The 26,282-nt window shown below is 37.7% G+C and carries 24 protein-coding genes; 19 read left to right on the top strand and 5 right to left on the bottom strand.

Annotated features, from left to right (window positions below; genetic code table 11):
• Nucleotides 1–10: 10 nt before the first annotated feature.
• Entirely contained in the window at nt 11–1,405 is a 1,395-nt protein-coding gene (gene mnmE / locus ACKWB9_RS06515) for a tRNA uridine-5-carboxymethylaminomethyl(34) synthesis GTPase MnmE (protein ID WP_414002195.1), read from the bottom strand.
• Nucleotides 1,406–1,706: 301 nt separating this feature from the next.
• Between mnmE and ACKWB9_RS06510 the strand changes: the two genes are divergently transcribed.
• Nucleotides 1,707–2,072 carry a DUF4870 domain-containing protein gene (locus ACKWB9_RS06510; RefSeq protein ID WP_414002194.1) on the top strand — a complete coding sequence of 122 codons (366 nt, stop codon included), beginning with the start codon at nt 1,707–1,709 and terminating at the stop codon, nt 2,070–2,072.
• Nucleotides 2,073–2,142: 70 nt separating this feature from the next.
• On the opposite strand, the gene dnaN is transcribed toward ACKWB9_RS06510, so the two are convergent.
• Together dnaN and ACKWB9_RS06500 are read right to left on the bottom strand one after the other, a co-directional pair.
• Nucleotides 2,143–3,261, bottom strand: coding sequence for a DNA polymerase III subunit beta (dnaN, locus tag ACKWB9_RS06505; RefSeq protein ID WP_414002193.1), 1,119 nt, complete (start codon nt 3,259–3,261; stop codon nt 2,143–2,145).
• A 312-nt stretch (nt 3,262–3,573) separates the two neighbouring features.
• Entirely contained in the window at nt 3,574–4,404 is an 831-nt protein-coding gene (locus ACKWB9_RS06500) for an SAM hydrolase/SAM-dependent halogenase family protein (protein ID WP_414002192.1), read from the bottom strand.
• A 128-nt stretch (nt 4,405–4,532) separates the two neighbouring features.
• On the opposite strand from ACKWB9_RS06500, the gene ACKWB9_RS06495 reads away from it, so the two are divergent.
• Both ACKWB9_RS06495 and ACKWB9_RS06490 read left to right on the top strand, forming a co-directional pair.
• On the top strand, nt 4,533–5,486 hold the full coding sequence (locus ACKWB9_RS06495) for a PhoH family protein (RefSeq protein ID WP_414002191.1): 954 nt from the start codon (nt 4,533–4,535) through the stop codon (nt 5,484–5,486).
• 104 nt (nt 5,487–5,590) lie between these two features.
• Nucleotides 5,591–6,550 (top strand): phosphoribosylaminoimidazolesuccinocarboxamide synthase, encoded by a 960-nt coding sequence (locus tag ACKWB9_RS06490; RefSeq protein WP_414002190.1) that lies wholly within the window; start codon nt 5,591–5,593, stop codon nt 6,548–6,550.
• Nucleotides 6,551–6,579: 29 nt separating this feature from the next.
• On the opposite strand, the gene ACKWB9_RS06485 is transcribed toward ACKWB9_RS06490, so the two are convergent.
• Nucleotides 6,580–8,004, bottom strand: a complete 1,425-nt coding sequence (locus tag ACKWB9_RS06485) for an L-serine ammonia-lyase (RefSeq protein ID WP_414002189.1) — start codon at nt 8,002–8,004, stop codon at nt 6,580–6,582.
• A gap of 140 nt (nt 8,005–8,144) precedes the next feature.
• Here ACKWB9_RS06485 and ACKWB9_RS06480 point away from each other — a divergent pair, with 140 nt between their 5' ends.
• The 4 genes from ACKWB9_RS06480 to ACKWB9_RS06465 all read left to right on the top strand — a co-directional run bounded on the left by ACKWB9_RS06480 (nt 8,145) and on the right by ACKWB9_RS06465 (nt 12,627).
• Nucleotides 8,145–8,543 carry a DUF302 domain-containing protein gene (locus ACKWB9_RS06480; RefSeq protein WP_414002188.1) on the top strand — a complete coding sequence of 133 codons (399 nt, stop codon included), beginning with the start codon at nt 8,145–8,147 and terminating at the stop codon, nt 8,541–8,543.
• A 219-nt stretch (nt 8,544–8,762) separates the two neighbouring features.
• On the top strand, nt 8,763–10,670 hold the full coding sequence (gene dnaK, locus ACKWB9_RS06475) for a molecular chaperone DnaK (RefSeq protein WP_414002187.1): 1,908 nt from the start codon (nt 8,763–8,765) through the stop codon (nt 10,668–10,670).
• Nucleotides 10,671–10,804: 134 nt separating this feature from the next.
• Nucleotides 10,805–11,743, top strand: a complete 939-nt coding sequence (locus ACKWB9_RS06470; RefSeq protein WP_414002186.1) for a hypothetical protein — start codon at nt 10,805–10,807, stop codon at nt 11,741–11,743.
• A gap of 221 nt (nt 11,744–11,964) precedes the next feature.
• Nucleotides 11,965–12,627, top strand: coding sequence for a hypothetical protein (locus ACKWB9_RS06465; protein WP_414002185.1), 663 nt, complete (start codon nt 11,965–11,967; stop codon nt 12,625–12,627).
• Between the two features lie 54 nt (nt 12,628–12,681).
• On the opposite strand, the gene ACKWB9_RS06460 is transcribed toward ACKWB9_RS06465, so the two are convergent.
• A complete protein-coding gene (locus tag ACKWB9_RS06460) occupies nt 12,682–13,335 on the bottom strand; it encodes an alpha/beta hydrolase (protein ID WP_414002184.1) in 654 nt (217 codons plus the stop codon).
• A 66-nt stretch (nt 13,336–13,401) separates the two neighbouring features.
• On the opposite strand from ACKWB9_RS06460, the gene ACKWB9_RS06455 reads away from it, so the two are divergent.
• The 12 genes from ACKWB9_RS06455 to ACKWB9_RS06400 all read left to right on the top strand — a co-directional run bounded on the left by ACKWB9_RS06455 (nt 13,402) and on the right by ACKWB9_RS06400 (nt 26,198).
• On the top strand, nt 13,402–13,824 hold the full coding sequence (locus ACKWB9_RS06455) for a PaaI family thioesterase (protein WP_414002183.1): 423 nt from the start codon (nt 13,402–13,404) through the stop codon (nt 13,822–13,824).
• A gap of 1 nt (nt 13,825) precedes the next feature.
• A complete protein-coding gene (locus ACKWB9_RS06450) occupies nt 13,826–14,932 on the top strand; it encodes a chorismate-binding protein (RefSeq protein WP_414002182.1) in 1,107 nt (368 codons plus the stop codon).
• Between the two features lie 55 nt (nt 14,933–14,987).
• Entirely contained in the window at nt 14,988–16,739 is a 1,752-nt protein-coding gene (gene menD / locus ACKWB9_RS06445; protein WP_414002181.1) for a 2-succinyl-5-enolpyruvyl-6-hydroxy-3-cyclohexene-1-carboxylic-acid synthase, read from the top strand.
• Between the two features lie 37 nt (nt 16,740–16,776).
• Nucleotides 16,777–17,115 (top strand): DUF2853 family protein, encoded by a 339-nt coding sequence (locus tag ACKWB9_RS06440; RefSeq protein ID WP_414002180.1) that lies wholly within the window; start codon nt 16,777–16,779, stop codon nt 17,113–17,115.
• A 105-nt stretch (nt 17,116–17,220) separates the two neighbouring features.
• Nucleotides 17,221–18,057, top strand: a complete 837-nt coding sequence (locus ACKWB9_RS06435; protein WP_414002179.1) for a CvfB family protein — start codon at nt 17,221–17,223, stop codon at nt 18,055–18,057.
• Between the two features lie 182 nt (nt 18,058–18,239).
• Complete coding sequence (locus ACKWB9_RS06430; protein ID WP_414002178.1) at nt 18,240–18,845, top strand: SPOR domain-containing protein; 606 nt, start codon at nt 18,240–18,242, stop codon at nt 18,843–18,845.
• A complete protein-coding gene (menA, locus tag ACKWB9_RS06425; RefSeq protein WP_414002177.1) occupies nt 18,845–19,753 on the top strand; it encodes a 1,4-dihydroxy-2-naphthoate octaprenyltransferase in 909 nt (302 codons plus the stop codon). The genes ACKWB9_RS06430 and menA overlap by 1 nt, the downstream gene beginning before the upstream one ends.
• Nucleotides 19,754–19,787: 34 nt before the next feature.
• On the top strand, nt 19,788–20,543 hold the full coding sequence (locus ACKWB9_RS06420) for a LytR/AlgR family response regulator transcription factor (RefSeq protein ID WP_414002176.1): 756 nt from the start codon (nt 19,788–19,790) through the stop codon (nt 20,541–20,543).
• Nucleotides 20,544–20,928: 385 nt separating this feature from the next.
• Nucleotides 20,929–22,926, top strand: a complete 1,998-nt coding sequence (locus ACKWB9_RS06415) for a tetratricopeptide repeat-containing sensor histidine kinase (RefSeq protein WP_414002175.1) — start codon at nt 20,929–20,931, stop codon at nt 22,924–22,926.
• Between the two features lie 191 nt (nt 22,927–23,117).
• Nucleotides 23,118–24,170 (top strand): o-succinylbenzoate synthase, encoded by a 1,053-nt coding sequence (locus ACKWB9_RS06410; protein WP_414002216.1) that lies wholly within the window; start codon nt 23,118–23,120, stop codon nt 24,168–24,170.
• The gene (locus ACKWB9_RS06405) at nt 24,161–25,126 is read left to right on the top strand and encodes a CPBP family intramembrane glutamic endopeptidase (protein WP_414002174.1); all 966 of its coding nucleotides are present in this window, start codon (nt 24,161–24,163) and stop codon (nt 25,124–25,126) included. Before ACKWB9_RS06410 ends, ACKWB9_RS06405 begins: the two co-directional genes overlap by 10 nt.
• Nucleotides 25,113–26,198, top strand: coding sequence for an AMP-binding protein (locus ACKWB9_RS06400; protein ID WP_414002173.1), 1,086 nt, complete (start codon nt 25,113–25,115; stop codon nt 26,196–26,198). Before ACKWB9_RS06405 ends, ACKWB9_RS06400 begins: the two co-directional genes overlap by 14 nt.
• Nucleotides 26,199–26,282: the final 84 nt, after the last annotated feature.

Genomic DNA, 26,282 nt, shown 5'->3' with positions numbered 1-26,282 from the left:
AAATGTTACTCTACTTTCCGATACAAAAATTAGCAAAAATATTGCCCAATAACTCATCATTGCTTACTTGCCCCGTAATTTCACCTAGATGGTTCAACGCTTCACGAACATCTATCGCCATTAAATCACTCGAAATTTTTTCGGCCATACCAAATTGGATTTTTTCTATTTCTGCCAAAGCTTTTAAGAGTGAATTATAATGACGTGTATTTACAACTATCGTTTGATTATTTTGCAATGCTCCGGTATTTATAAACTCCAACAATTGGTTTTTAAGCCGTTCCACTCCTTCGCCTGTTTTAGCGGATAGCAACAGGGCATTTGAGAATTCATTATTTAAAAAGATTCTTTTTTCTTTTGTTAGGCCATCTGCTTTGTTCAATAATAAAATCAGCTGTTTTTGAGGGTTTTTATTCCTTAGTTGCGTTACATCCATTTTCACTTTTTCAAGGCTGGAATCATCTAATAACAGGGAACTATCGATTAAATAAATGATTATTTCCGCCTGTTTGATTTTCTCAAAAGTTCTTTGGATTCCTAGATGTTCTACCTTATCCTGCGTATTCCGGATACCCGCAGTGTCTATAAAACGAAACCCTACTCCGCCTATTGAAATCTCATCTTCTATGGTATCCCTTGTAGTTCCGGCAACATCGGACACTATGGCTCTTTCCTCATTCAGCAAAGCGTTCAATAATGTAGATTTACCTACATTGGGTTCTCCGACAATGGCCACTGGAATCCCATTTTTAATAACATTGCCAATGGCAAAAGAATCGATCAAACGTTTTAAAACATTTTGAATGCGGTTCAGTAAATCCACCAATTGAGTACGATCGGCAAATTCTACATCTTCTTCGGCAAAATCCAACTCCAATTCAATAAGAGAGGCAAAATTTAATAGCTCGTCCCGTAATCCTTTTATTTCATTACTAAAACCGCCCCGCATTTGTTGTATGGCAATCCTGTGGCTTGCTTCGGTATCACTGGATATTAGATCAGCCACTGCTTCGGCCTGACTCAAATCAATTTTTCCATTTAAAAAAGCACGTAAGGTAAATTCTCCTGCAGAAGCCGTTCTACAGCCATTGCGCAAAAATAACTGAATAATTTCCTGCTGAATATAAGGTGAACCGTGGCATGAAATTTCAATTACATCTTCACCCGTATAAGAATTGGGACCTTTAAATATGGAAACTAAAACCTCGTCCAACGTATTTCCGTTTTCTACGATATGTCCTAATAAAATAGAATGGCTTTTTTGTTTTTTTAAATCTTTTCCATGGATAGATCTGAAAAAGGGAGCGATTAGGGAAATAGCATCATTTCCCGAAATACGAATAACGGCTATGGCACCAACTCCCGATGGCGTGGCTAACGCAATGATATTGTCATTGGAAATCATGGTGCAAAAATAGTCAAATGAAAAATGCTTCCGAACCTTTTATTGGGGGATATCAAAAGTCAAGATGAGTTCAATACGTACAATTCAATATATTTCCTTTACGGCTTAAAAGAATATAAATAAAAAGGACATCAAAAGAGATCGAAAAGATACCCTGATTTGGAAAGAAAGAATCCGATAAAAGAAAGACTAGAGGAAATTTACCCAATTCTGAAAGAAACCATAGGTTTTTCGGTTCATTTGTAACAAAAAAGGAATGCCTGCGTCACATAAATAGTATTTATCATTAATCGATCAAAAAATGGAAATTATTAATCAAAATATTACTTTAAGGGAAGACCGAAAACTATTGGTTATTGCCCATCTTTCCCAATACTTGGATTTTATTACCGGATTTGGAGGTCTTATCGTACCCTTGGTACTTTGGCTTACTACAAAAGATTCAGTGACCGGAATGGATGAACACGGAAAATCCATTGTGAATTTTCAATTGAGTCTTATCTTATACCTTATTATCGGTATTCCCACTATTTTGTTATTTGGTTTGGGAATACTTCTTTTAATCTTTACAGGGATACTTTCTTTAATTCTTCCGGCCATTAATGCGGTAAGAGCGAATAATGGGGAATCCCCAAGTTATTTCGGTACGATTCGATTTATATCATAAAGGGATGGATTTTAAAGATAAAAAGGGAGCTATATGCTCCCTTTTCTGTATTATAGAGGTGGATGAAAACTTAACCATTCAACATCACGGGCATTACCAGCATCGTAACATTTTCACCTTCGTCCAGACCATCTATGGGCATTAATATCCCGGCACGATTGGGTAAACTCATTTCTAAAGAAACTTCATCGGAACCTAAATTGTTCAACATTTCCGTAAGAAATCTGGAGTTAAAGCCTATTTGCATATCGTCCCCATGATAAGAGCAGGTCAAACGTTCTTCCGCTTTGTTGGAATAGTCAATATCTTCTGCGGATATATTCAATTCCGCACCGGCGATTTTTAACCGGATTTGGTGTGTTGTTTTATTGGAAAATATAGAGACCCTGCGTACGGAACTTAAAAATTGATTTCTGTTGATGGTCAATTTGTTCGGGTTTTCCTTTGGAATAACGGCCTCATAATTGGGATACTTGCCATCGATCAATCTACATATCAGTTCCGTGTCATCAAAACTGAATTTTGCATTACTATCGTTATATTCGATCTGCACTTCGGATTCGCTACCTGCCAAAATACCTTTTAACAGCGTCAATGGTTTTTTCGGCATAATGAATTCCGCAACTTGGGAAGCCGTTACATCGGCACGCTGATATTTCACTAATTTATGGGCATCCGTTGCTACAAAAGTTAGGTTTTCCGTAGAAAACTGAAAAAACACGCCGCTCATTACCGGTCTTAGATCATCATTACCGGCCGCAAAAATGGTCTTGTTGATCGCCGTGGCCAAAATATCGCCAAGAATAGTGGTGGAGCTTGGATCGGTTAATTCCACTGCTTTAGGAAACTCCGCCCCATCCGCATAAGCCAATGCATATTTTCCGTGATTGGAACTTATTTCCACTGTATTGTTATCTTCTATTACAAAGGTCAAAGGTTGTTCCGGAAAGGTCTTTAATGTTTCCAAAAGTAATCTGGCAGGAACCGCTATCGTACCTTCATTATCCGAGTCTACATTCAATACGGAGCTCATAGTGGTCTCCAGATCGGAAGCGGATACGGTTAATTTATCCTTTTTAAGATCAAAAAGGAAATTATCTAAAATAGGAAGGGTATTGCTACTGTTTATGACTCCCCCTAAAATCTGAAGTTGTTTTAAAAGATAAGTGCTGGATACTATAAATTTCATGTGATGTAATTTGGCTCGACCTTTTCGTTATAAAAAGTTCAATACGATTAGCTGTTTTTTGTAAACCTGTTGTAAACAAAGATATTTTAATTGGTCTTTTATCTAAAACAAACTTATTAACAGTACATAAGCCCGTTACTACCCCTAAAAGGACTGATTTACATGGCCAATGGATGCGGAACAAAGTGAAATTCCCATAGTTATTAACTTTAATGAAATCGATTTTGACCGGATAATCACCGGAGCGATCTAATTGCCAATTTATAATGATAGGCCTTTTGTTCTTATTTGGGCGCAATACTAATCTGATTTCTATAGAAAATCGATGATAATCGTATCCCTGTAATCCAGACCAAGTAGGGTAGAGGCGCCACCTACCGTTTTTAAATTACTTCTGTAAATAGCCAGCTCAATATAGTTTGAAGAATTAAAAAGTGCCAAAAGGTCCCCGTCTCCCTTTCTTTTGTCATTGTCCAGGTCAAAATCTATAATATCACTATAAGCGTTATGTATTTCCTTTATTTTGTGGTTTCTGACCAAAAGTTCAAAATCCCTTCCGTTTCTATACGCTTCGAACAAGTGCTTTTGGATACTGGTGACTACATTACCATAGTTATCTATATAAATAACACTTCCTATTATTTTTTTTCCGTTTTCAACAATTCTTGGGGAAAATTCACGTAGGTTTTTGAGGTTGTCATACGGTTTGCCGACCACTTCAAGGGTTCCCCCACGTGCTAAGTGGCAGGCAACCTGCACAAAAACGCTCATAACGGGAAAGGAACCGTGAACGGGATCTGGAATATTTATTTCCACCACTTTTTCTGGTTGCATCTCCGAAGTTATCAAACCAATAACGCCCGTATCCGCGCTTATAAAATAATGACCGTTAATTAATACTGCAATATGGGTGTTTTCTGCAGTCTTTTCCGAATCTATCCCAACAATATGAATGGTTCCCTTTGGGAAATTATGATAGGTGTTTTCCAATATATAAGCACATTCCTGAATATTAAAAGGTGTTATATCATGGGAAATATCAACGATTTTAGCATCTGGGAGTTCACTGTAAATAGAACCTTTTAAGACGGCTGCAAAATGATCCTTTAGTCCAAAATCAGTGGTTAGTGTAATGATTGCCATGCAGCAATGTTGATATGTTTTTGATTAGCTAAACTTAAATTTTACTTAAATTTGAGAACAAAATTAAACAAAAAAATAGCCTTAAGGAATTAATCTTTGGCTAGATTCAATCTTCAAAACCCCGTTATTTGAACGAACTTGTTTTAGAACTCACCGAAATTAGTCCCAGAGAATTTTTTGGGCAGGGAAACGAGAACATCGATCTTCTTAAAAAATACTTTCCAAAACTTAAAATTGTCGCCAGGGGCAATAAAATAAAAGTTTATGGCGATGAGGAACTTTTGGAGGAGTTTGATAAGCGTTTTGATATGCTTACACAACATTTTATAAAATATAATAAGATCGATGAAAATAGCATAGAAAGAGTATTGACCAGTAAGGACTCCGAAGACTATCAATCACCCGAGAACAGTGGGGAGACCCTCGTTCATGGTGTTAGTGGGAGGCGTATCAAGGCACAGACGGTCAATCAACGTCGTTTGGTGGATGCCGCCAAAAAGAACGATATGGTCTTTGCCATAGGACCTGCGGGAACAGGTAAGACCTACACGGGGGTTGCTTTGGCGGTAAAGGCATTAAAGGAAAAACAGGTCAAAAGGATTATTTTAACAAGACCCGCAGTGGAGGCAGGGGAAAATTTGGGTTTTCTACCAGGGGATCTTAAGGAAAAACTGGATCCGTATATGCAACCGCTTTATGATGCATTGCGGGATATGATCGCTGCTGAAAAATTGGCCCATTTTATTGAGAACGGGACCATTCAGATCGCACCAATGGCCTTTATGCGGGGACGCACTTTGGATAATGCCTTTGTGATTTTGGACGAAGCCCAGAATACCACACATGCCCAAATGAAAATGTTCCTTACCCGAATGGGGAAAAACGCAAAATTTCTGATTACCGGTGATCCGGGACAGATAGATTTGCCCAGAAGAACGATATCCGGTCTCAAAGAGGCTTTACTGATTCTTCAGAACGTATCGGGAATCGAGATTGTTTACCTGGACGATAAAGATGTTATTCGCCACAAATTGGTCAAAAAAGTTATAGATGCCTACAAGACCATAGAACATCAAAATTAACGAGCATGCCATGCGGTTTGCAATTACATTGGATTTGTATAATGAAAATATGATTTGTGTCCGCCTTTACATATTACGTGTTCATATAAATCACAAAATATAAAATGAGTAGTACTATTACAGATACCAACTTTAATTTTCCCGGTCAAAAAAGTGTTTACAAGGGAAAGGTGCGGGAAGTATATGCCCTGGAGAGCGATTTATTGGTCATGATCGCTACGGATAGATTGTCCGCCTTTGATGTCGTCATGCCCAAAGGCATTCCATATAAAGGACAGATTTTAAACCAAATTGCTACAAAAATGATGGCGGATACGGAAGATATCGTACCCAATTGGTTGCTGGCCACTCCGGATCCCAATGTTGCCATAGGTCATGCCTGTGAGCCTTTTAAGATAGAGATGGTCATACGGGGGTATTTGTCCGGTCATGCCGCTCGGGAATACAAAGCGGGGAAACGCATGTTGTGCGGTGTGGCCATGCCCGAAGGAATGAAAGAAAATGACGGCTTTCCTTCACCTATAATTACTCCGGCTACCAAAGCAGACATGGGAGATCATGATGAGGACATTTCCAAAAAAGAAATTCATGAAAAAGGAATAGTTTCCAAGGCCGATTATGAGGTTCTTGAAAAATATACCTATGCGCTATTTGAACGGGGTTCCCAAATAGCGGCAAGTCGTGGGTTGATCTTAGTGGATACCAAGTATGAATTTGGTAAGACCAAGGATGGAAAAATTGTTTTAATAGATGAGATCCACACCCCGGATTCTTCCCGTTATTTCTACGCCGAAGGATATAAAGAACGCCAATATAAAGGAGAGCCTCAAAAACAATTATCGAAGGAATTTGTTCGGCAATGGCTTATTTCCAATGGATTTCAAGGGTTGGAAGGACAAAAAGTTCCGAAAATGTCGGACGATTACATCAATTCCGTCTCGGAACGATACATAGAACTTTATGAGAATATTACGGGAGAGAAATTTGTAAAGGCCGATACCACTATTATTCAAAAACGTATCGAGAAGAATGTTTTGGATTATTTAGCCCCTGACAATTCGTGATTTTGATTACTCCATTTGCATGTGTGTCATCAACAATCACTCAAAAATACGCTAACGGCCAATCCACCTTCTGAGGTCTCTTTATACTTAGAACTCATGTCCTTGGCGGTTTCCCACATGGTCTGTACTACTTTGTCCAAAGGAACTTTGGCAACGGTCGGATCAGCATCCATGGCCAGTTCCGCAGCATTTATGGCTTTAATGGCCCCCATGGCGTTGCGCTCTATACAGGGGATTTGTACCAGACCGCCAATAGGATCACAAGTAAGACCCAAATGATGTTCCATGGCTATTTCAGCGGCCATTAATACCTGTTCGGGAGAACCTCCCATCAGTTCGGTCAATGCACCTGCCGCCATGGCGGAAGATACGCCTATCTCGGCCTGACAACCGCCCATGGCGGCAGAAATGGTCGCCCCTTTTTTGAAGATACTCCCAATTTCTCCGGCAACAAGCAAAAATCTTTTCACATCATCAAAATCGCCATCGTGGTTTTCAATGACCAAATAATACATTAATACAGCGGGAATAACTCCAGCACTCCCATTGGTAGGTGCGGTCACTACACGACCCAAAGAGGCATTTACCTCGTTCACGGCCAAGGCAAAACAACTTACCCATTTAATGATCTGCCGAAACTTCACTTCGGTTTCCCTAATACTTTCGATCCATTCCCTGGGGTTGGAATAGGGGAGGCTGCCTTTTAGCTTCTCGTGCATTTCAAAAGCACGCCGTTTTACATTAAGCCCACCAGGTAACGTACCTTTTGTATGGCAACCGGCATACATACACTCCAACATGGTGTTCCATACCCTTCGTATTTCGTAATCTATTTCATCCTCCGTCCGAAGCGAAAGCTCGTTTTCCAAAACGATTTCGGAAATAATCTTGTTCTCTTGCTCACAAAATTCCAAAAGTTCCGTTCCTTTTTGAATTGGAAAAGGAAAAGTATTGAAGGTTTTTATTTTATGTTTCGCTCCTTTTCTTTCTTCAACGACTACAAAGCCACCTCCTATGGAATAATAAGTTTCCGATGTTTTCTTTCCGTTGGCAAGTTTTGCCTCAAAAGTTAGTGCGTTCGCATGAAAAGGAAGGAATTTTTTATGAAATAGTATATGGGAACCGGGATCAAATGGTATAATTTGTTCATTACCTAAGAGAAGTTGCTTCCCTACTTTAATTTTTTGGATCAGGGAATGTATTTCCTCGACCGGTATATATTCCGGATCAGCTCCCGAGAGCCCGAGCATTACGGCGTAATCCGTGGCATGTCCCTTTCCTGTTAAGGAGAGGGAACCGTATATATGAATCGTTACTTCCTTGACTTCTTTAAAAATGTTGGATTTTTGAAGTTCTGACAGCCAGCGTTCAGCAGCACGCCACGGCCCTAAAGTATGGGAACTGGAAGGGCCTATTCCAATTTTCAGCATATCGAAAATACTGATACATTCCATAATAAGTCTGTTGTTTTTCAAGTAAAGGTAACGGTATTTTAAATCATTTATATAATTGGAAATGCGAATTCATTTGTCAGCGGAAAGGTTCTTCCGGTATTTTCGACCATTAATAAAATCAATTTAAAACGAATAATGAAATGATAACGAACGGACTTATAGAAAAACAAAGCAAGCATAACTTTACGGATACGTATACAAATCTGAAAACGGTTCTTGAACAAAATCCAAATTTGAAGATTTTACTCGAGCTGGACCATCGTAAAAACGCGGCATCGGTAGATTTAGACTTGGCTCCAACACGGATTATTTTATTCGGTAATCCAAGACTGGGAACGGTCTTGATGAAAGATAACCAAACTGTTGGTATTGATTTGCCTCAAAAAATCGTAGTTTTTGAAAAAGATGGGCTGGTAAAAATAATCTATAATGATCCAAACTATTTAAAAGAACGCCATCAACTTAATGCCGAAACTACCGAGGTCCTTAAAAAAATAAGTGGAGCTTTGGATGCCGTTACCAATGCAGCTATTTCATAATGTTACTTTAAAGTGCCGTTTCAAAATCAATTTTCAATAGGACTCCCTCAGTGAAATAGGGTTAGGCCATAATGGACTTATCTGGTTTAAAAATGGGCACCGTCCTATTCTCTTTTTTTAGTATAAATGACATCCTGTCAGTTTTCTTTACTTGGCATATTGTTTGTCACTTACATTTCGGCTTAATAAAACAGGCACTAATATTTTAAAACATATAGAATGAGCAAGATTATAGGAATAGATTTGGGTACGACCAATTCCTGTGTTTCCGTAATGGAAGGAAATGAACCGGTAGTAATTCCAAATGCAGAAGGGAAAAGAACCACACCATCTGTCATTGCTTTTGTAGAGGGCGGTGAGATTAAAGTCGGCGATCCCGCAAAAAGACAGGCCGTTACTAATCCCAATAATACTATATACTCTATAAAGCGATTTATGGGGAACAAATTCTCCGAGTCCAGCAAAGAAGCTAATAGGGTTCCGTATAAAGTAGTAAAAGGAGATAACAATACGCCCAGGGTAGATATAGACGGACGTTTGTACACGCCACAGGAACTTTCGGCCATGATTCTTCAGAAGATGAAGAAAACAGCGGAGGACTATCTAGGACAGGATGTTTCCAGAGCAGTGATTACCGTTCCTGCGTATTTTAACGATGCACAAAGACAGGCTACCAAGGAGGCGGGTGAAATTGCCGGACTTACGGTAGAAAGAATCATTAATGAGCCTACTGCAGCTTCTTTGGCCTATGGAATGGATAAAAAGGATACCGATCAAAAGATAGTCGTATTTGACTTTGGAGGCGGTACGCACGATGTTTCCATTTTGGAATTGGGCGATGGTGTGTTTGAGGTATTGGCTACCGATGGCGATACGCACTTGGGTGGTGATGATGTTGACCAAAAGATAATCGATTGGTTGGCCGAGGAATTCAACAAGGACGAAAACATGGATTTACGTAAAGATGCCATGGCATTACAGCGTTTGCGTGAAGCTGCCGAAAAGGCAAAGATCGAACTTTCCTCTTCTGCACAGACCGAAATTAATTTACCATATGTAACCGCAACAGCTTCCGGACCAAAGCACTTGGTGCGTACATTGACCAAAGCCAAATTTGAGCAATTGATAGCCGATTTGGTAAAAAGGACCATAGCACCTTGTGAGACTGCCTTAAAATCGGCCGGATTATCCAAAAGTGATATTGACGAAATTATCCTAGTTGGGGGGTCTACAAGAATTCCCGCGGTACAGGATGCGGTAGAAAAATTCTTTAACAAAAAACCTTCCAAAGGAGTGAATCCGGATGAAGTAGTTGCTGTGGGTGCCGCTATTCAAGGAGGTGTATTGACCGGAGATGTGAAAGATGTACTGTTATTGGATGTAACACCACTTTCATTGGGTATCGAGACCATGGGAAGCGTAATGACCAAACTGATCGATGCCAATACGACAATTCCTACCAAGAAATCACAAGTATTCTCTACGGCGGCGGATAATCAACCTTCCGTGGAAATTCATGTGTTGCAGGGGGAAAGACCTATGGCCGCGGATAACAAAACAATAGGGAGGTTCCATTTAGATGGTATTCCACCTGCGCCAAGAGGCACTCCCCAAATTGAGGTGACCTTTGATATTGATGCAAACGGAATCATTAAGGTTTCCGCAACGGACAAGGCCACGAATAAGACACAGGATATTAGAATAGAGGCTTCTTCCGGATTGACCGAAGAGGAAATCGAAAAAATGAAAGCGGAAGCGGAAGCAAATGCCGATGCCGATAAAAAAGCGAAGGAAACCGCCGATAAATTGAACGAGGCCGATGGAATGATCTTCCAGACCGAAAAACAATTGAGCGAGTTTGGCGATAAGCTGTCTGAAGATAAGAAAAAACCGATCGAGGATGCTCTGGCGGAATTAAAAACAGCATATGAGTCTAAAGATCTGGAGGTAATCGCCCCGGCTTTGGATAAAATAAACGAAGCCTGGAAAGTGGCTTCCGAGGAAATGTACAAAGCCCAGGCAGAAGCACAACAGGCAGGTGGGGCGCCGCAAGGAGATGCCACTGCGGAAGGAGCTGCTCCGGAAGGGGATAACGTAGAGGACGTAGATTTCGAAGAAGTCAAATAGTCTGAGCTCCTTTTAATGAATAAAACTAGGCCCGTTAGGTTTTCAAAACCTAACGGGCCTTTCTTTTCCCTTCCTTTTTATTTTTGGTATGTCTTTTGTTTTCTCTTTATGGGAATAGGATTAACTTTGAATATATGTTGAAAAATTACATTCTTCTTTTTACGGTAGTGTTCTTTAATTGCTTTCAAAATATGCAGGCTCAGCATATTCGCATGTTTACGGTAAAGGATTTCGACCTTAAACATCAGGTGAAAAAATGTTTGGTCAATACCAAATACGGTAAGGAAGAATATGATTTTGATAAAAATGGATTCTTGACCAAATCGGTCACCCGATTTAACGATATGGATTATGATGTGGTCCATTATAAATATCGGGAGGGGGAACTTATAGAGAAACGGTCCGAGTCATATCGTGATAATGTCTTCGATTCCAATACTTCTATTGCCCATTTTTATCAAATAGATACGACGATAAATCGCAGGATTACGGAAAAAATTGTTTCGTATGAAAAGGAGTTTTTGGATCAATATGTCTATGAATATGATGATAAAGGCGATTTGATCAGAATAGTGAGGACCAATAACGAAGGTACCGATGAAACTTTGATCGAATACAAAAAATACAAGGGAGAATTTACGATTACCTATTTATTGAACGATGTTCCTTTAAAATCGATACGTACTTCCATACAACGAAAAAGGGACAGATCCGTTCAAAAAATGGTATTGACAAAAGAATATTTAAAAGGGGAGGCCAATAATGCGTTCGAGGAAGTTTTTGATGAATCGGAAAAATTATTGGCACGCCAAGAATTTGATTATGACAAAGAAGAAAAAACCTTTGTACCTACCGCTAGAACTACTTATATCTATAACGAGAACGGTATTTTAGCACAGGAAGTCATTACTAAAGGCGATGTCCCTGAAAAAAAAGAATATATCTATCAATTTGACGATGAAGATGAAAAAGAAGGTAATTGGATAAAACAAATTATAACTCCCGACAATTCTTACATCACCAGAAAAATAATGTACTATAAAGAGGAGTCGCCAGTAGTGGAGGAGGAGTAAAATTTGATTTGTCCGTACCTAATATTTGTACTATATATTTATATGAATTGATTATCGGAAATTTAAGAAAGAATCCATTATGTTGTCATGATTTTGGAAAAATTTTGGATATTGTTGAAATTTCAAGCACAAGGCTGAAGTTTGAGACATTCATAGAGTAGATGTGATTAAATGGTTTTTTTACTTAACTTAATACCATTCATCATCAAAACATTTTAAACATGAAAATTGCATTATACATTCTTGTCTGTAGTTTATCCTATATTTCATCAAATGCACAGGTTAAATCTTTAGAACTTTCGCATTATGTTTTTCCTGATTTTATTCATGGCGATGTTTTGATGAAAAATGGAAATAAATATAAAGCTTGGTTGAATTATAGTGCTATGTTGGAAGAAATGGTCTTTGAGGATGGGGGAAAAAGATTGGCAATAAATGAAGAGCAATTAGAATTAATAGATACGATATATATAAAAGGCAGAAAATTTTTTACATCAAATAATAAATTCCTTGAACTATTAAATCGTTCAAAATTTGATTTTTATGCTGAATATAAATACCATATAAAATCTCCGGCTGCTATAAGTGGCCCTGGTAGGACATCTCAAACCGTACATAATACATCTTATTCGACCCTTAACGCCAGTAATATGGGAAGTTTAATGTACGATTTGGTTTTGCCCGATGATTATAAAGTAAAACCTTATACGTATTATTGGTTAAAGAAAAATGGAAAATTAAGTAAATTCAAAAATTTAAAACAGCTAATAAAATTTTATAGTATCAGGAAGAGTTTATGTAAAGAATATATAAAAACTCATGATATAGAATTCAACGATCAGAAAAGTATTGTTCAATTAATTAGATATATGGAAGTTGATTAATATTCGATATTATTAACATTGTTCCAATAGTTAAATAGAGGTTAGAGGAAGTGTTTATTCATCATCATCAAGATTTTTAATGATTTCTTTTTTTATTTCATGCCCACCTTCAAAAGAAATATGTCTGGCACGTCCCTTAAAGACTTTGTTTATTCTTTCCGTTTCCTCTTTTAATCGCTCGGGGGTCAAGTATTGATCAGAATCACCTACAATAGTTAGTACTTCGGTTTTATTGGTAATCAGAAAATCAAAATCCTCCGGTTTCAGTTCCTTGGGTAGGCCGCCTGCGTATAAAATCAGTTTATGGCATTTAAATTTTCTTTGTGCGATCCACCGGGTAGCTATGGAGACCCCCTGGGAAAATCCGAACAGGATAAGATTACACGATTCCGGTAGTTGTTCATTTTCCCGCACGGCATCCAAATAGGTCAGCACATTTTTAGTTTCCCTAAGGGTATCCTCTTTGGTAAGCCAACTGGCACCTATATGTTTAAAACTATGGTTTAAATAATATTTGGAAGGTGCTTGTGGAGCTATGATATAATTTTCATCCGGCGGCAGTTCATCAAAGTGTTTAAGGAAAAACCTGCTCAAATAGCCCATTCCATGGAGTACAAACCAAATGTTCCTGGTTTTTGAAGTAAGCCTATTGAGTACTTCATAAGAATTGCTGCTGAGGTAATTTACCTCTTTATGAATGTTGTCCATAATAAATTATAACGATGAGGGAATATGCCCTGTCCATACTATTGGTTAATTTTACAAAAAAATGTAATGGACGCATATAAAGATAAGATTCTGAAAGTTTGTAACGAAGCTACCAAAAATACGATGATGGAAACGTTACAAATGGAATATATAGCCGTTGGAGAGGACTTTTTAGTAGGGAAAATGCCGGTAACCCAGCAAGTACATCAGCCAGACGGCGTATTGCATGGCGGTGCCACGGTCGCTCTGGCGGAAAGTGTTGGGAGTATGGCTTCCTATATTTTTTTGGATGCCCAAAAATATTTTGTGAGAGGGATAGAGATTTCCGCCAATCATATAAAGAGTGTCAAGGATGGTTATGTATTCGCCAAAGCAACGGTAGTGCATAAGGGCCGAACTACCCAATTATGGGACATTAAAATAACCGACGAGGAAGACAGGCTTATTTCCATTTGTAAACTCACTACGATCGCCTTACCCAAAAAATAAAATGCCTACGGAAATTTTTGATCGAGCAGAAGTCCAATTGAAGAATGACCTGCCTTTTGTTTTGTACAGAAAACCAAAACGAACGGTACTTAACGGTTTTTTTCAAAATACTTCAACACTTGCCCATACATCCGATTTTAAAGAAAAAGGATTTGTTTTTGCACCTTTTGATTCAGTAGCAAAAGTAGTTTTGTTACGACCTGATGAATTGTTGGAAATGGATATAAAGGAGTTACAGGGCGAAAGTTTTTTTCAGAATAATGAAATTGTTACAAACCCTCCGGAGAAGTCTTTTCATATAGATTTGGTTAAAAAAGGGGTTCACAATATCAAAAAAGGGCGATTTCAAAAAATTGTGCTTTCCAGAAAAATTAATGCGGTAACAAAGACCGATCCGATACAATTGTTCCGGAAATTGCTGAAAATGTATGAAAATGCATTTTGCTATTTATGGTTTCATCCCAAGGTGGGGATGTGGCTCGGGGCTACGCCAGAAATTTTACTAAAGACCAAAGGAAGGGGGTTCACGACCATGTCATTGGCCGGAACGCAAATAAAAGATAATGATTCAGGCCCCAATTGGCAGGATAAAGAGCTGAAAGAACAACGTTTGGTAACGGATTACATCATAAATGCATTAACGGATAAAGTAAATAAATTGGAAATAGGCGGATTAGAATCCGTGAGTGCCGGCCATTTATGGCATTTGAGGACAAAAATATCCGGAAATTATAAAATAGAACGATTAAACGATCTTATCCATGCATTGCATCCCACCCCTGCGGTTTGTGGTATGCCAAAAAAGGAAACCAGGGAATTTATCTTGAATACTGAAAATTATAACCGTTTGTTCTATACGGGTTACTTGGGGGAACTAAATTTTCCCATGGACCAGTTAAGAAACAGGAATTCCCATAATATTGAGAACAACGCCTATAAGACCGTTTTAAAATGTACGGAGTTATATGTTAACTTAAGATGTATGTCCCTTCTGAAGGGCAAGGCCTCTATTTATGTTGGAGGAGGGATAACGGCCGATTCCGACCCCGAAAAAGAATGGGAGGAGACTGTACATAAGAGCAATACCATGTTAAAGGTTTTGAGTTAAAATAGTAGCCCAAACGATTGGGTTAAGAATAGAACAGGTCGTATTTTTGTGACCGATGAAGTATTCCTCTATTCCCTTGGCGCAAACGGTAGTTCAGCATTGTTTGACCAAAGGTATTTCCAATGTTGTTATCTCACCGGGTTCCAGAAATGCGCCGTTGACCATTTCGTTTACCGATAACCCTTTTTTCAATTGTTATAGTATTGTAGATGAACGATGCGCCGCCTTTTTTGCCATGGGTATGGCACAACAGTTAAGACGACCGGTGGCCGTTGTATGTACTTCTGGCAGTGCATTATTAAATTATTATCCTGCGATTGCAGAAGCTTATTATAGTCAGATTCCATTGGTTGTCATTTCTGCGGATAGACCTTCTTATAAAATAGATGTAGGCGACGGACAGACCATTCGCCAGGGTAATGTTTTTCACGAACACATAGGCTATGAGGCCAATTTGAAACAGGATATAGTACATGCAACGGACAAAATTCATCGGTATAGGCCGGAATGGTTGCTGGAGAAAGATCCAATGACTTTGCAAAAACAGTTACAGGTGCATAATGAGGAAGAATTGAATAGGGCCATTAACGTCTCGATCCACAAACAATTACCGGTTCATATCAATGTACCTTTTGAGGAACCTTTATATGATTTTTTACTAAGCCCATCGGTATATCCAAAAATAGTTTTTGAAGAAGCGGGGAACAATGTAGATATCTCGTTTGATGAAGAGATCGATCGTTGGAAACATTCTAAAAGAAAAATGATATTGGTAGGGGTAAACCCTCCAAATACCATTGATCAGCAATTGCTTGACCTACTGGGCGAGGACACTTCGGTAATCGTATTTACGGAAACCACTTCTAATCTTCATCACTATAATTTTTTTAACAGTATTGACACTGTTATTGCTCCTATTGAAGTATCAAACCATAAGGAATCACTTTTTAAAGATCTTCGCCCCGAACTATTGATAACATTGGGAGGGCTGATCGTTTCCAAAAAAATCAAGGCCTTTTTAAGACAGTATGCACCAAAAGAACACTGGCACGTAGGAACACAAAAAGCGAACGATACTTTCTTTTGCTTAAAAAAGCATATAAAATGTACGCCCAATGAGTTTATAGGCCAATTGTATGCACAAGATCAAAAAAATAAAAGTGATTATTTTACAAAATGGCATGCGATCAAAACAACCTATAAATCTAAAAGAACAGCGTATCTAAAGAAAATTGCTTTTTCGGATTTTTCCGTTTTTGATGTGCTATTAAAAAGTATTCCCCAAAATTATCAATTGCAATTGGCCAATAGCTCTACGGTACGGTATGCCCAGCTATTTGAGTTGAACCCTTCCTTGAAAGTATTTTGTAATAGGGGAACAAGTGGTATCGACGGTAGTGTTTCTACGGCCATAGGAGCGGCTCAAATAGGAAAGGAACCCACTGTTTTGATAACGGGCGACCTAAGTTTTTTTTATGACAGCAATGCTTTATGGAATAACTACCTGCGTTCTGATCTTAGGATTATAATTGTTAATAATAGTGGTGGTGGTATATTCAGGATTTTACCGGGCAAAGAGGATTCTGAGAATTTTGAGACCTATTTTGAAACCAAACATGAACTTAATGCCTCTGCGCTTAGTGAAATGTACCATCTTGAGTATTTAAGTGCCAATGATCAAAAGTCATTGGATAAGGCACTTTTTTCTTTTTATAAAAAATCCGATCGACCAAGAATCCTTGAAGTTTTTACGCCCAGATTAAAGAATGATAAAATTTTGATGGATTACTTTCATTTTATATCTTAGGGACATATTAACTATTAATTTAAAGACACTAGGAATTATGAGTAAAAGAGACGAACTAATTGAAAAATATGCAGCCGATATCAAGGATAAATTTGGAGAGCATGCGGATATGGATCTATTGACCAAAGTTACCGTTGGTTTAGGCCCTTCTATTTATAACCTTGATGCCTCAAAAGTTTCTGGCGGGGATGAAAAGGAGTTGGAAACTGTTAAGAATAATTACTTGGTAAAAAAATTGGGCCTTAAAGACAGTCCGGATTTAATGGATGCGGTTAAAACGGTTTTAGATAAATACGGATCATCAAATAAAAATAAGCATAGAGCAGTAGTTTATTATATGCTTTGTAAACACTTTAATAAGGCTTCCGCTTATTAATGACCCCTGTTTAAAATAAAATGAGAAAACCGTTTCTTTAGAAACGGTTTTTTTATGGCCATATGCTTCGTTTGTATTGGCGTAATTAAAACGTAATTTTGTTTTATGATAGAGATCGGGAGAATTAACGAATTGGAAATCCTTAGAGATACCAGTGTAGGCCTTTTTCTGGGTGATGGTCACGGACATGACGTATTGTTGCCCAACAAATATGTGCCGGAAGATTATGAAATAGGACATGCTATAGAAGTATTTTGCTACCTGGACTATGATGAAAGGCCTATAGCCACTACTTTAGAACCGCATATAATGGTCGGTGAATTTCGTTTATTGCAAGTTGCCGAGGTCAATGAATTTGGGGCTTTTATGGAATGGGGCTTGGAAAAACATTTATTGGTGCCATTTCGTGAACAACGTATAAAAATGAAACAGGGACAATGGTATGTAGTTCACTGTTACATGGATCAACGAACCGGGAGATTGGTAGGGTCCAATAAACTGGATAAATTTTTGAATAACGAAAACCTTAATTTGAAAGAATGGGACGAGGTGGAATTGGTGGTCATCAGACAGACCGATCTGGGCTGGGAAACCATTATTAATGAAAAACATAAAGGCTTAATTTACTTTAATGAGGTATTCAAGTCAATAAACATAGGAGATGTAATTCCCGGATGTATTAAAAAAATAAGGAAGGACAATAAAATAGATATATCCTTACAGCCGTTAGGGAGCAGGGTTTTAGAACCGGCCGCTAATAAAATATATGAAACTTTGAAGAATAACGGTGGTTTCCTTAAACTTCACGATAAATCCGACCCGGAAGAAATAAGGGATATGATGCAGATGAGCAAAAAAACATTTAAAAAGGGATTGGGAACATTGTACAAGGAAAGAAAGATTACACTGGAAAAGGACGGAATAGCCTTGGTGGATGATTAATGATATTACTTGTGAGAAAATTCCCAAATAATTGATTTTCAGTTTTATAAGTTAATTAAATCCATATTTATTGGGATAATTTGTCATAAATTTTATTTTTGTAGAAATCAAATAAATTTTAAACCGATCGTTCCTATTTTTAATTACTTTTAGAGCGTAGGGCCTCTTAAATAGAACTGTATATGCCTTTTATAGAAGAAAGTGATTTGCTAGAATTGCACAAGGATGTTGATAAAGCCCAAATTATTAACGAACGTCTGTTAGACCAGATAAAATATAAAAACAAAGAACTTAAAAAAAGTAAGGTCCAGCGGAATATTTTTGCGGGTATCACGGCTTTCTTTTTAATAGGAGGTTTGGCCTTTACCTCATTTACGGCAGGTTTGAGCAGTTCCAATAGTTTTGATAAGAAGAATAGTGATTTGGTCGTAACGTCCATTGACAGTTTAGAGGCTATAAAAATGCGTATAGATAACCTAAAACAACAAAATAAAGAACTGAGTTTGGTCAAGGAATTTTATTTGGCCAAGGAGTTTCTTCAAAAAGAAAAAATATATTCCGTACAGATTAAATCGTTCGTGGATAATAATGTAACCCTTGCCTCAGAAGCTTTGACCAATACACTGTTCGTAAAGACAAATCCCTTTTATTCGTATTCGTTGGGCAATTTTGAGACATTGCAAGAAGCGCAATCCTTTAGAAAGCAATTGGTCGATATTGGTTTTGAAGATGCTTTTGTAGCCTCTTATCAAAATGGAAAACGTATCCAAATAGAAGCTCCCCATTAGTGTCTAAAATTAAGGCATGGATAAATGCCGCAAGGCTAAGGACATTGCCCCTTTCCATATCCGGTATCTTGGTAGGGACCGGTTTGGCCATGTTGTACGGTGAATCGGATTTCCTTGTTTTTGTTTTGGCGACATTGACCACCGTAGGTTTTCAAATTACCTCAAATTTTGCCAATGACTATGGTGACGGTATTAAAGGAACGGACAATGATGAGAGAATAGGCCCTAAAAGAGCCTTACAAAGCGGTCTCTTAACGCGTAATGCTTTAAGGAACGGAATCATAACCTCTGTTATAATCAACAGTGTACTCGTAATTTTATTGCTGTACTTTTCCTTTGAAGGGGAACACCTGATCTCTATGCTCTTCTTTTTGGTGTTGGGTATATTGAGCATTTGGGCGGCTATAAAATACACCGTAGGAAAATCGGCTTATGGATACAATGGTTTCGGGGATTTGTTCGTGTTCCTTTTCTTTGGTTTGGTCGGGGTGTTGGGTTCAATGTTTCTGCATATTAAAACGGTTCCCATACTTTCAACCTTGCCCGCTATAACCATGGGCCTATTAAGTGTTGGCGTACTTAATTTGAACAATCTTAGGGACCATGTTTCGGATAAAAGAGCAGGGAAAAACACCGTAGTTGTAAAGATCGGGTTTCAGATGGGGAAAAATTATCACCTGTGCCTGTTGGGAGGCTCCTTTTTAGGATTATTGATATTTATTCTATGCACCTACAGCACTTGGCTACAGTTTATATGCCTCATTGCCTATCTTCCGATTTTTATTCATGCCCTGAAAGTGAATGCCTTCAATGAACCACATAAATTAGATCCAGAGCTTAAAAAATTGGCCCTAAGTACCTTTCTCCTAGCCATTCTCTTTTATTTTGGTTATAATAATTTTTTGTAATTTTGGATGAAAACCATCTAAACCGTACATAACTTTGGAACAGCCTATTAAAATACTTATTGTCGAGGACAATGTTATTATTGCAGATGACATGCAGTCCATGTTGGAGGAAATTGGCTACGAAATTGTGGACAATGTTATTGTTTATGAACAAGCTATTGAAGTGCTGAAAACACAGCAAGTAGACCTTGTTTTGATCGATATTATTTTGGCTTCCGATAAAACGGGTATAGACTTAGGAAAACACATTCGGGACCATTATGATATCCCTTTTATTTTTGTCACTTCTAATTCGGATCGGGCTACGGTAGAAAATGCCAAGACGGTAAAACCGAATGGATATTTGGTGAAACCTTTTGAACAACAGGATCTCTATACTTCGATAGAGATTGCATTGTCCAATTTTATTTATGGAAAACAGAACGGTTCCCAATCCAATGGTGAAGTAAATGAGGATGTTCCCATGTCCAATTCCGTACTTAAAGATTCTATTTTTGTAAAAAAACAACACTTATATTACAGAATCCAATTTGGGGATATTCAATTTATAAAGGCGGACAATGTGTATTTGGAGGTAAATACGATCGATAAAAAGTTTTTGGTAAGATCACCTTTAAAAGATTATCTGGAAAAACTTCCAAAAAACAAATTTTATAGGGCCCATAAGTCCTATATCGTTAATGTTGACCATATTGATGCTATCAATTCCAAGGATATCATGATCAATAATACCTTGATTCCTATTTCAAAAGATTTTAAGGAGTTTATTATCTCTGCGATGAACTCATAATTACCGAAATTTTATCTTTTAAAGAATTTCGATATCAATTTTATTGGATACTGTCCCTTTTTAATTCATGCCCATTCTTTGAAATGCATAAAAATCCGATGAAATACATCAATTTAAGGATAAAAGTAACTTCACAACAAAATAAGGGGAATACACAACATTATTCAACAACCACGGGAATCCTATAATATTTTTGTAGTAAGAGAATGATTTTCCAAATTTTGAGCTGTTTTTTATACTATTCTGGATAATTACGCTTTTTTATTGGGAAATTTGGAAGAATAGAGAACATGATTTCCATTATAACCGGAATCCTTTGGGTGATAAAAAATGAAATAGCATTTTTGGTCACAACAAAAAATTATCAAAACGGACCATAATCTTTATGTTTGGTTTTGTGTGCTTGTATGACATGAAGAAATACGATTATATTACAATTATTTTATTCATTTGGCTTATTTTTTGTTGCCAGATCAATTGGTCACAGGAATCAAGCCAAGAAATAGAAGAAGATTACTTTAAAGAGTTTCAATCACTTCAAGAAGCGAACGATCGTTCCACATTTTTCTTCGGTACACCCAACAGATATAATAAAAATTCGGCTTATGACTGGTTGGACACTGTAAATGTGTACCTCAGTAGTTCCGAGAAAACAAAAGATTCCGTTTCGGTTCGGGATTATCAACTCATCCAGGCACAGATTTATTATGATTTAGGTGATTATGAAAAAAGCCTGGCACTTACAAAATCTTTTTACGAGGATATAGAAAAGTTTGGGATGGAGACCAAAGTACTTGTTTTTGAACTTATGGATAACAACTATTCCAAATTGGAACTCTATGATAAACAAATAGAAGTTCGAATGCGAAAGCGTGAACATAGTTTGACCAAAAACGTTGCTTTTTATGATATATATTCCAGTCTAGGCCAGCATAGAAAGGCCATGCGAGATTATATGACCGAAGAGAAAAAGGAAATTGCAGAAGATGATTTTTTTGCGCAAGCCGTTTATAACAACAATATCGGAAATTATCTTAGGTTGGATAAATCCACACCTACCGCCTTGACCTACTTTAAGAAAGCAGATGCACTATTGGATGTTTATTTTAGTGATGTAATCAATACCAAGACCGATAATGAACTTAATAAGGCCAATATACTCAAAGGAATTATTACAGGTAATATCGGTAAATGCCATGTACAATTAAAAGAATACAAAGAAGCTATTCCATTTTTGGAAAAAAGTATCGATATCATCAAAAAATACAATAGCGGTAAGTTTTCCTCTGATCTTATAGAAAATTCCCTGGAAATAACGGACTGTTATTTACAATTAAACGATTTTGCGAAAGCAACGGATTACCTCAGCAATGATTTTAAACCGATAAAGGCAGAAAATATCCTTAAAAAGAATAGGTTATACGCTGCCTACTATGATAAAACGGGAAATTATCAAAGTGCGACTACCTATCTAAAACAAAACATAAGAATCAGGGATTCTATAGATATTAAGGAATCCAATATTAAAAGTCAGCAATTAGCGGCCGTGGTTACCCAAGAAGTGGAGTATTCCAGGAATATGATCGAAGAACAAAAGAAAGCCTTGGAAAAATCACGAAATGATATATTAAAGCGTGACAGGGATATTAGCTTGGTGTTCATATCCTTGATTTTTACCTTATTGGGTTTTGCCGGGTTAGTATACGCTTATTTGAAAAGTATTAGGAACCAACGGTTAATAGCTGAGCAAAAGCATATCATAGAAAATTCTCTGGTGGAGAAAGATTCCTTGTTGAAAGAAATACACCACCGGGTAAAGAATAACCTTCAAATGGTTTCCAGCCTCTTGAGCTTGCAGACCAAAAATACGAGGAGCAAGGCCGCAATAGAAGCATTGGAAGAAGGAAAGAGCAGGGTAAAGGCTATGGCCCTGATCCATCAAAAACTATATCAAAATGAGGATTTATCGGTTATAGAGATGCAAGGTTATATCGAAAGCTTGATCAATAGCGTTCAGTCCGTTTATAAAAAAGGCGGACATAATATTAATATTACCATTGATGCAGAAGGAGTGGAATTGGATATTGACAGGGCTATTCCTTTTGGACTTATACTTAATGAGCTGGTTTCCAATTCTTTTAAATATGCATTTCCCCATAATGAGGATGATGGTAAAATTTATATCCACCTTAGAAAGATAATTGGTCAAGAAGGCTTTTTTGAATATACGGACAATGGTGTAGGTTTACCCAAAGATACAGAGGAGCGGGCCAATTCTTCCATGGGTATACGGCTTATGAATAGACTGGCCAATCAATTACAGACCACATTGAATACGGATAAGACTTCGGAAGGTGTTCGTTTTTGGTTCAATTTTAAATAGACTGACGAAGTTCTTATTTATTTGAAAAAGAAAATTACTTTTCTAACGGTAAAACATTTGTAATCTGAAAATTCCCCGAGCCTAGACCAAGGGTTTCCTATGAAGCCTGGATAATTCAAATCGGTTTTCCCTTCCCGGCCTTCGTTCTATTTATCCTGACAGTTAAAATATGCCTAAATTTGACCGATTCAATGAGGGCAAGCTATAAAAAATATATACTGAATTTCAAGAGACCCGGAGGTACATCCCGGGGAATATTGCATACAAAGGAAACCTATTTTCTCATTTTGGAAGAAGAAGGCAAGTTCGGGATCGGGGAATGCGGTTTGTTCAGAGGGCTGAGTTATGATGATGTTCCCGATTATGAAAAAAAATGCAAATGGGTAGTGGAGCATATTAAACTGGGCAAAGAAAGTTTAGTATCTCAATTAATGGAGTTTCCCAGTATTCAATTTGGTGTGGAACAGGCATTCATATCCTTAAAATCCGAAAAACCCTTTGTACTTTTTAATTCTCCTTTTGTAAAAGGCCAGAAACCGATACCTATAAATGGATTGGTTTGGATGGGCGATGTAGATTTTATGCATGACCAGATACAACAGAAACTGGAACAAGGTTATGATTGCATAAAGATGAAAATAGGGGCAATCCATTTTAAAAAAGAAATTAGTTTGTTGGAATCCATCCGTAAAAAGTATTCCAAAAAAGAAATTGAACTTAGGGTAGATGCCAACGGGGCTTTTGCTCCACATGAAGCATTGAATAAATTAAAGGTTTTGGCAGCATTGGACCTGCATTCCATTGAACAGCCCATAATGCCCGGTAATCTTGAGGAAATGAAACGGTTGTGCGAGCAAACACCATTACCGATTGCCTTGGACGAAGAATTGATCGGGATCATAGATGTAACGGAAAAAGAAAAATTGCTACTAACCGTAAAACCTCGATATATTATATTAAAACCGAGTTTGGTAGGTGGTTTTAGAGGTAGTTCTGAATGGATCGACTTAGCGGAAAAGTTGGGAATAGAATGGTGGATTACCAGTGCATTGGAGAGTAATATAGGATTGAACGCCATTGCACAATGGACGGCAACATTGAACAACCGGTTATCGCAGGGGTTGGGAACGGGGGGCCTGTTCATGAATAACATAGATAGCCCATTGGAAGTTAAAAATGGAGGGTTATATTACAATGGCATTAAAAATTGGAATGAAAATTTAATAAAGGAATTATGTACATAGAACAAGCGTATAAAGGATTAAATGACAATTGGCGCTATATATTGGGGATTTTTGGAGTATTTGTAGCCTGGCAGTTTGTTGGCGGTATTCCTTTATTAGCGGCTTTATGGTTAAAATCCGATACGATGGCCGTATTGGCAAGTGGCGATTTGGGAGCAATGGCCAACATTTTGGGTTCCAATACATTTTTGTTTTTGATGCTGGCGGCATTCGCTATTGGATTGCTTTTTCTTTTTATTTTCGTGAGGTTTGTCCACCAACAGACCATTACATCGTTCACGACCTCAAGGAAAAAGATCGATTGGAAAAGGATATTTTTTGCTTTTATCCTTTGGGCGATTATTTCCGCCATTTTTATTTTTATAGATATAACGCTTTCACCGGAAGATTATCAATTTAATTTTAAGCCCGTTCCCTTTATTATTTTGGCACTGGTCTCTATAACCATGATTCCTTTGCAGACCAGTATGGAAGAATATTATATGAGAGGATATATGATGCAGGGCCTGGGTATGATGACAAAAAACAGGTGGTTTCCTTTATTGTTTACTTCGCTACTTTTTGGATCGTTGCATATATTTAATCCAGAAGTGGAAAAATTAGGATATGGTATTTTGATTTTTTATATAGGTACCGGTCTTTTCCTTGGTATTTTAACCCTTATGGATGAAGGTCTGGAACTGGCCTTGGGGTTTCATGCCGCCAATAATATGACCGCAGCCTTGTTGGTTACGGCAGACTGGACCGCCTTTCAAACCGATTCTATATATAGGGATGTTTCCGACCCGGTTTTGGGTTGGGACGTTTTGGTGCCCGTTTTTGTGATATTTCCTATTTTGCTAATCGTTTTTTCCAAAAAATATGGTTGGACCAACTGGAAAGAACGGCTCACGGGAAAAGTAATTTCAAAAGAAGATTTTTTGGCACAAAACGATACCGGAGGTGAATTGGTTTGAGATACATCCTCGCTTTAGGTTAAACGGAATTTCCTTTACTAAAAAGAACCTTGCCGAACAGGTACATAATTTTATTGGGGAAGGGAAAGATTTCAAGATTAATATTGGCAATTTCTTTTTGGATTGGTTGAACGAGAGTCCGGAAATTGTAGTTATGACTTCCGGTTCTACCGGACCACCAAAAAAAATAAAGCTGCAGAAACAGCAGATGGTAAACTCTGCCAGGGCTACGGGCAATTTTTTTGATTTAAACCCGGGAGACAGGGCTTTGCACTGTCTTTCCTCAAACTATATCGCCGGTAAAATGATGTTGGTGAGGGGCATGGTCTTGGGGCTGGAACTGGATTGCGTTCCACCAGGTTCCAAACCCCTGAAAAATATAACGGATACATACGATTTTGCCGCAATGGTTCCATTACAACTTCATGGTTCCTTAAATGATATCGATCATGTAAAGACTTTGATTATTGGTGGGGCACCATTATCACAAGAGCTTAAGAAAAAAGTCCGGGGTAAGAACACGTGTATTTTTGAAACGTACGGAATGACGGAGACCATAACCCATGTAGCCGTTAAGCGAATAAACCCTATTACAAAAGACAACTGTACGGGCAAAGGTGAAACCTTTAAATCCCTGCCCGATATTATATTCTCACAGGATGACAGAGGCTGTCTCATTATTGATGCTCCCGGAGTTTCGGATTCTAAAATTATAACTAATGATGTGGTCGATTTGTTTTCGGAAAAAGAATTCCAATGGTTGGGTAGATATGACCATATCATCAATTCTGGAGGAGTTAAATTGTTTCCCGAACGGATCGAAGCACTTTTATCTCCCATAATTCCGAATCGATTTTTTATTGCTGGATTACCCGATGATAAATTAGGGACAAAGTTGGTATTGTGCATAGAAGGGCATCAAGATAAATCTAAACTGTCCTATAAGATTCATCAACTGGAAACACTATCCAAATATCAAATTCCAAAGGAAATTTTAGTAGTGCCAAAATTTTTGGAAACGGAAAACGGAAAAGTAAATCGTTACAAAACCATGGCAATGGTCGGGAAGTAACTTTACTCGATCAAAAGACCACTTAACTCATTGCTGGTTTTAATACTACAAAGTGTTGCATAGGTTTGTTCTAAATCTAAAAAA

This window comes from Maribacter spongiae (assembly GCF_047345125.1).
Lineage (GTDB): Bacteria > Bacteroidota > Bacteroidia > Flavobacteriales > Flavobacteriaceae > Maribacter.
The sequence above is the reverse complement of the archived record's forward strand: the minus strand, read 5'-3'. Positions and strand labels throughout refer to the sequence as shown.

Bases quoted from the DNA above. Each gene is read 5' to 3' on its own strand.
- ACKWB9_RS06455 (WP_414002183.1), top strand. From the start codon at position 13,402: ATGGACGCATATAAAGATAAGATTCTGAAAGTTTGTAACGAAGCTACC.
- dnaK (WP_414002187.1), top strand. From the start codon at position 8,763: ATGAGCAAGATTATAGGAATAGATTTGGGTACGACCAATTCCTGTGTT.
- ACKWB9_RS06480 (WP_414002188.1), top strand. From the start codon at position 8,145: ATGATAACGAACGGACTTATAGAAAAACAAAGCAAGCATAACTTTACG.
- menD (WP_414002181.1), top strand. From the start codon at position 14,988: ATGAAGTATTCCTCTATTCCCTTGGCGCAAACGGTAGTTCAGCATTGT.
- ACKWB9_RS06430 (WP_414002178.1), top strand. From the start codon at position 18,240: ATGCCTTTTATAGAAGAAAGTGATTTGCTAGAATTGCACAAGGATGTT.
- ACKWB9_RS06510 (WP_414002194.1), top strand. From the start codon at position 1,707: ATGGAAATTATTAATCAAAATATTACTTTAAGGGAAGACCGAAAACTA.
- ACKWB9_RS06405 (WP_414002174.1), top strand. From the start codon at position 24,161: ATGTACATAGAACAAGCGTATAAAGGATTAAATGACAATTGGCGCTAT.
- dnaN (WP_414002193.1), bottom strand. From the start codon at position 3,261: ATGAAATTTATAGTATCCAGCACTTATCTTTTAAAACAACTTCAGATT.
- ACKWB9_RS06485 (WP_414002189.1), bottom strand. From the start codon at position 8,004: ATGGAATGTATCAGTATTTTCGATATGCTGAAAATTGGAATAGGCCCT.
- mnmE (WP_414002195.1), bottom strand. From the start codon at position 1,405: ATGATTTCCAATGACAATATCATTGCGTTAGCCACGCCATCGGGAGTT.
- ACKWB9_RS06450 (WP_414002182.1), top strand. From the start codon at position 13,826: ATGCCTACGGAAATTTTTGATCGAGCAGAAGTCCAATTGAAGAATGAC.
- ACKWB9_RS06460 (WP_414002184.1), bottom strand. From the start codon at position 13,335: ATGGACAACATTCATAAAGAGGTAAATTACCTCAGCAGCAATTCTTAT.
- ACKWB9_RS06465 (WP_414002185.1), top strand. From the start codon at position 11,965: ATGAAAATTGCATTATACATTCTTGTCTGTAGTTTATCCTATATTTCA.
- ACKWB9_RS06435 (WP_414002179.1), top strand. From the start codon at position 17,221: ATGATAGAGATCGGGAGAATTAACGAATTGGAAATCCTTAGAGATACC.
- ACKWB9_RS06415 (WP_414002175.1), top strand. From the start codon at position 20,929: ATGTTTGGTTTTGTGTGCTTGTATGACATGAAGAAATACGATTATATT.
- ACKWB9_RS06440 (WP_414002180.1), top strand. From the start codon at position 16,777: ATGAGTAAAAGAGACGAACTAATTGAAAAATATGCAGCCGATATCAAG.
- ACKWB9_RS06500 (WP_414002192.1), bottom strand. From the start codon at position 4,404: ATGGCAATCATTACACTAACCACTGATTTTGGACTAAAGGATCATTTT.
- ACKWB9_RS06410 (WP_414002216.1), top strand. From the start codon at position 23,118: ATGAGGGCAAGCTATAAAAAATATATACTGAATTTCAAGAGACCCGGA.
- ACKWB9_RS06470 (WP_414002186.1), top strand. From the start codon at position 10,805: ATGTTGAAAAATTACATTCTTCTTTTTACGGTAGTGTTCTTTAATTGC.
- ACKWB9_RS06490 (WP_414002190.1), top strand. From the start codon at position 5,591: ATGAGTAGTACTATTACAGATACCAACTTTAATTTTCCCGGTCAAAAA.